The following is a 6,096-nucleotide window of genomic DNA, read 5'->3' on the forward strand; positions in this document are numbered from 1 at the left end:
TCCCAGGAACCAGGAGCTATCAGATCAGCTCCTGGTCTTTTCTATTTTTTTACACATCCGGATATGCGGGCAGTGTTCTTCTAAAAAATCCTCTCCGTCCGCCGAATATCCTGCTTTCTCATAAAATCCTTTTGCCTGCACCTGGGCCGCCAGCCGGATTTCTTTTGCTCCCAGAGCTCTTATCTGTCTCTCTGCTTCCTGCAGGATGATCCCGCCATAATGTTTTTTGCGATACTCTTTTAACACGGCGATCCGTCCAACAGTATAGACATTTTCACCACTCTTAAAAAAACGCCCCGTTCCCATTAGCGTGCCATCATCACCATACAGGACAAGATGCGTCGCAGCTGCGTCCTGATCATCAAATTCATCTTCAAATCCTTGTTCTTTCACAAAGACCATCTCGCGGATCAATCTTGCGTCATCCGGCAGAGTGTTATCGGTCTTAAAATAGTACATAAATTTATCTCCTCACAAAAAATACGGAAAACTCATTTTGATCATTCGTATATCGTCTTGCCAAACTTGTAGGCTTTTTCCAGATAATCGGTCTTATCAATCTGCGGCTTTCCGTTTGTATCTCCGCATCCGCCAGCAAGCAGCATGCCTCTGTCATGAAAACCGATATAATTTACCAGAGCAAAATTATAATACGAAACTGCCTGCTCAAATGTCCAGAAATAATCATCCGCCGATGTCATCAATAAGGCACAATCCCTGACCGGATATTTTTCATAACGGCCCAGCGGCGGCGCGTCGTCCTCTTCTGCAATACAGTAAAAACGCTCAATAAAAGCCTTGATCTTTGAGGATAAGGTCCAAAAATATAGCGGAGATGCAAATACGATCAAATCCGCATTTTTAATTGCCGGAATCAGAGAATTAAAATCGTCTTTCTGTACACAAGGTTTTCCGAAACGGCAGGCGTTACATCCAATGCAGCCGTTTACCTGCTTTTCATTCAATGAAACTACTTCCGTCTGATGTCCGGCGTCCACAGCCCCTTTTACAAAAGCATCCACCAACTGCCTTGTATTTCCTCTGGGACGGCCTCCGCCTAAAATTACTAAAATATTTTTCATGAATCATCAACCTTTCCTTATATATTATAAAAAATCGGAAGAGCAACGCCTGACACCGGCGCATCAGGCGTCATTCCATTTTTATGACTTCATACAGTTTTTCCTATCGGTCATTTTAATTTAATGGTCACTGTCATTTTCTTGTTGCTTCCATCTGTCGCCATGGCCGTGATCTTCACTTTTTTGCCTTTCCCAGGCTTCTTTGTCTTCACCTTGCCGGACGCGGATACGGTGGCATATTTCGTATTACTGCTGGTCCAGATCAGCTTCTTGTTGGCGCCTTTGGCAGCCGTCACTTTCGCTTTCAGCTTCAGTTTTTGTCCTGCTTTCACCGTCCGCTTCTTAGCTCCCGCTATGGTCACCTTCTTTACCACACCTTTCATAGATTTGATGCGGAAAGTGGCTGCAGCCCCGCTGCCATCAGCAGCTCTCGCCGTAATAATGACAGATTTGCCGCCAGTCTTTTTCTTCACAGTCACCACGCCGGACTGACTGACGGTTGCCACCTTCGGATTGCTTGTTGACCAGATGAGCCGCTGGTCAGAGGCATTGACCGGGGAGATATCAGCTGTCAGTTTGACACGTTTGCCCGCGGCGATTTTGTTGGAGATGGCAGAAAGACGCATGGCATTAATCTTTATTGGTCTTTGCATGTTGTCAGTGTGCACAGTATTTTGTCCAGCATTTTGTCCCGAAGAGGCTCCCGGAATGGTCTGATTATTTCCCTTATCTGGTTCTGTCTGATGCCCGCCTCCCGGAGTGTCTGGTTCTTCCGGCTTATCCTCGGAAACATTCCTGACAGTAATCGGCATATTTACCTTTCTTGTCCGGTAAACCTCCTCGTAAGTGATGACCAGCTCCTTTTCTCCCGGAACTTTCATATCGATATCCGATACATTTGTGGTGTAATCAGTAACGATCGCTTCGCTTCCATCTGTATACACGGCTCTGATTTGCAGATCATTCAGATTCAAAACCTCACCTTTTTTATATTCTGCTTTCATCTTCGAAGCCACCAGATGATCCAGCGTTTTCAAAGTGTCTTCTCCCACATAAATGGAAGCGGTATTGTTAAATGGAAGCAAATCCTGTTTTCCATTCGTAACCTCAATCTCAAGAGTATCACTGCCCAAAGCTGCCAGGTTTTCTCTTGTAAAGCTCCGGGTGAACTGCTCACCAGCGGCGATATTTCCCAACTCTTCCGTTCCGAGAGTCTCACCTGTTTCATTTTTTATGAATAAGGAAGCTGTGGTATCATAACCGCTCGTATTAGAAACAATCACAGAAAATGTATCCATGTCCGGCTGTTCTACAGTCAGATTCATTTCCGCACCTCCCGCGGTGATCTGCTGTGTATCATCGCTTCCACCTGCCTCAGAAATAGTCTGCACCGTTAACTCTGCATTTTCCGGTAAATTCTCAGGCATATCAGCAGTAATTTCTACCTGTTCCGTCTGTCCCGGTTCCATTTTCTGACTCAATACAGCTTCTCTGATCACTTCTGTTCCACATACAATCTGCACTTTGTCATTTGTACCTGTGCTTTCCAAACCATCATTGGTCACCGGAACCGTCAGCACTGCAGTATCTCCCGGCATCATATCTTCCTCGGTATATTCTATCGCTCCCATCTCCAGTTTACTCTGAGGGAGGACAGAAGAAATGCACAGATCTGTCGTTGTCTCCATGCCCAGTTCACCGTTGAAGGCAGCATCTGTCCTGGTAAATAAAAATTCAAAATCTGTTTCATTCCAGATGCCCGACGGATTCGCCGCATAGCCGTTCACATCTGTCAAAGTTACCGGCTCACTGATCTGACCTTTTCTCATCACATAGGCATAAAGGTTACTTCCATCCGTATCTTCTTCAGGTTTATTGGATGCGCATACAACCAGCTCACAATCATTTCCCTCTATCACGTTATAATCGGAAGTAATCACTGCATCTTCCAAATATGTATGAATCTCCCCACCGGGAACGTCCGCATATTGTAAAGAAGCTGCGCCATCGGCATCTTCGGCATACCAAAGAAGAACATTTTGTTCATTGATCCGGGCAAACGATGGCTTTTGATTCTGCGAACGACTGGCCACTTCCGTCACCGTTCCCTGCATATCCATCACCGAGATGGTAGTCTCCAAATTTTCTTCTGTTCCGGAAGAACATTCCCACGCGGCCATTATATCATTCCCCATGGACCCTATTGCCACTGACTGTACAGGAGCATTCACCTCATAAGATGGCCGCGGTACAAAAGCATTTTCCTCCAAAGCAGCCACATGGACAATGTTCGTGCCTGTTCCTTCCAAAATATCATTGTTTTGGTTCTCATACCATGCAATATATGGGACATGGTTATTTACCGTAACAGCCGGTTTCAAATCTGCGTAGTCATTATTCGTTAACTGATAAATGGCCACCTTTTCTCCCGCGGTTCCCTCCAGGTTCAATCTTGCCACAGTAATCTCGCAGGCACTTGCCATTTCTTTCATAGAATTCTCAGTTTGTGGCTCATCTTCCGTCTCTGTAAAGGTTCTCTTTGCGTCAGACCAGGCAATATAAACATTTTCGCCGTTCACAGCCGCCACTGCATCAAAATCAGCGGTTTCATCATCGTCCACCTGTACCGGATCAGACCAAGTTGCAGTATTCTCATCATATACGGAATAGACCACTGCCGTATGATTCCCTGTGGTTCTGCCTGAAAGATCCGCCGTATAAATCAATACCTTTTTCCCACTGTCTGTCTGCAATAGTGTCGGTTTCGCACTGGCATATATATCCGATTGCAGGACCTGCACCGCTGATTCTTTCGTTGCTTCCACACCGTCAGTGTTTGCCGCTTTCGCCCTGCTTTTCTTCTGAGAAGACATCTTTCCGTTCCAGGCCGAACTGTCTGTCCGCTTTATCTCCCACTGGCCTTCATCAGGCAAGCTATATGGGGCACTTTTTGATCTGGCTTTTGCATTCTCTGATGAATAATATTCCCAATCACCCTCCAGCAACGCTTTCTCATAGGAAAAGCACAATGCAGTGGCGCTGACACCAAGTTCTCCTGACAGCGTACCGGTGAATTTTCCCTTCGGAGCGCCATTTCCCGGCGCTTCCATCTCGGCTGTCAAAACATTTTTTCCGGAACCATATACGGACACATCCGCAATATAGGCAACACCGACGCCGCCGGACAATTTCAGCTTTGGCAGCGTCAATTCTACTTCTCCTGAACTATATACACTGCTGTTGGCCAAATCCAGTCCAAGAGAAGTTGTCACCGCCACGCCGGCTTCTCCCGAGAACTTCACCACAACCGGAACGACAACAACCACTGTCTGCCATTTCTGCTCCGCTTTCGCTTTAATCTCTATGAAAGACTTTCCGCCAAAAGACTGGATTCCATCTTCTGTGATCGTGCCTTCCGCATAAGCAAAGAAGCTGATATCCGGCTTCACCTTCATTCCCATGGAAGCCGTTCCGTGTTTGCTGGACAAAAGTGCCTTGCATCCTTTTCTATAAGATTCTTTCTGCGTCTCTATGAACTTTTTAAAGGTTGCCCATCCATTTTCATCCAAATCCTCTAAACTATCGACTCCCACGCCGAGCCGGAACTCATTTCCTTCCCGTTCAAACTGCACCGGGATTTCTCCAAAATCCAGCGAGACCTCTCCGCCGCCGATCAGAGGAATATTATCGGGAACCTCAAACTCCACATCGCCGCCGACCGTCAACTCCATGTCATTTTCTTCGGTATCATCTCCGGTTACGGTAGTATTACCGGATGGCAGCGGTGGCAGCGGAACATCATCCGGACAAGTACTGCTGTAATGAATGGCAGCAGTTTCTAAAGCGACATTATAGTCTTTGATCGTAATGTTTTGCCACGCTTCTTTATTGCCGCCATAATAGACATCTGTCAAACTGTCACACATATGAAATGCATATTCATCTATCCCCGTCACACTTTCCGGAATTCCTATGCCTCTCAAACTGATACAATTGCAAAATGCAGTATCTTCTATCTTTGTTACGCCCTCCGGAATCTCATACACGGTCTGCTTTTTCCCAATGGGATAACAAAGTAACGTGGTTTTTTCTTTATCAAATAACACGCCATCTTCTGAGGAATACGCCGTATTATTTTTATCTACCTTTATGCTGCGCAGACCGCTGCAATATCCAAACGCACTATTTCCAATGCTTGTCACGCTTGCCGGAATCTCTATATTGTCCAAACCAACACAATTTTGAAATGCCTCTTCCCCTATTTTTCTTGTTTTGTCCGGAATCTCTATGCTGCTCAGATTGCCACAGCCCCAAAATGCCCAGCTCTCTATTTTTTCCAAATTTTTCGGCATCTTCACACTATTCAAACTGCCGCAATTGTCAAATGCAAAAGCTTCTATCACTGTCACGCTATCCGGCAGCTCTACACTGCTCAAATTGATACAACTTCCAAATGCTCTGATTCCCACTTCCTCCACTAAAACTCCTCCAATGGTATCCGGAATAACTGCCTCCGTGACACTCTCATCACAGTCCGTAATGGTTCCCGTGGACATATCAAACGTTATATTTCCTCCTGTAACCGCATAAGTAATTTCCGTATCCGCTGCTTCTATCTTCAGTCCAGGCACAGAAAGAACCATAGTGAGCACGACTATCATTGCCATCATACAGGAAATCAATCTTTTTTCCCACATCATTTCATCCATCCCTCTTTTCTCTGCAAGATTAATTCTTTTATCGTTTCTTCGCTGAAATATCTTTTCTTCCTCGCCACCTCGCTTTTGAACACAAAATGTAATAAAATTATATCATAACTTTGGAATTATTGGCCTATTACTTTATAAGCAGTATCTCTCAATCATTTTATCATTAAAAAAAGGATACGGCGCATAATGATATGCTCCCCTTTAGGTAGACAGTTGAAATAATAAAACTGTTTATCTGGAGGGGAGTTTTATTATGCCTAGAGGAATATTACCAGAAGTGAAGCTACGGGCCGTAAAAGATTACA

General features: G+C 45.2%; 3 protein-coding genes. All 3 read right to left on the reverse strand.

Features of this window, described 5'->3' with window-relative positions; genetic code table 11:
* Positions 1–24: 24 nt before the first annotated feature.
* Positions 25–459: a GNAT family N-acetyltransferase gene (locus B5E53_RS15175; RefSeq protein ID WP_087316558.1), complete on the reverse strand. Its 435-nt coding sequence runs from the start codon at positions 457–459 to the stop codon at positions 25–27.
* A gap of 41 nt (positions 460–500) precedes the next feature.
* Positions 501–1,082, reverse strand: coding sequence for a flavodoxin family protein (locus tag B5E53_RS15180; RefSeq protein ID WP_087316560.1), 582 nt, complete (start codon positions 1,080–1,082; stop codon positions 501–503).
* A gap of 110 nt (positions 1,083–1,192) precedes the next feature.
* Positions 1,193–5,752 carry a leucine-rich repeat protein gene (locus B5E53_RS15185; protein ID WP_162611935.1) on the reverse strand — a complete coding sequence of 1,520 codons (4,560 nt, stop codon included), beginning with the start codon at positions 5,750–5,752 and terminating at the stop codon, positions 1,193–1,195.
* Positions 5,753–6,096: the final 344 nt, after the last annotated feature.

The organism is Eubacterium sp. An11, assembly GCF_002161065.1.
In the GTDB taxonomy this organism is placed as follows: domain Bacteria; phylum Bacillota; class Clostridia; order Lachnospirales; family Lachnospiraceae; genus Anaerobutyricum; species Anaerobutyricum faecale.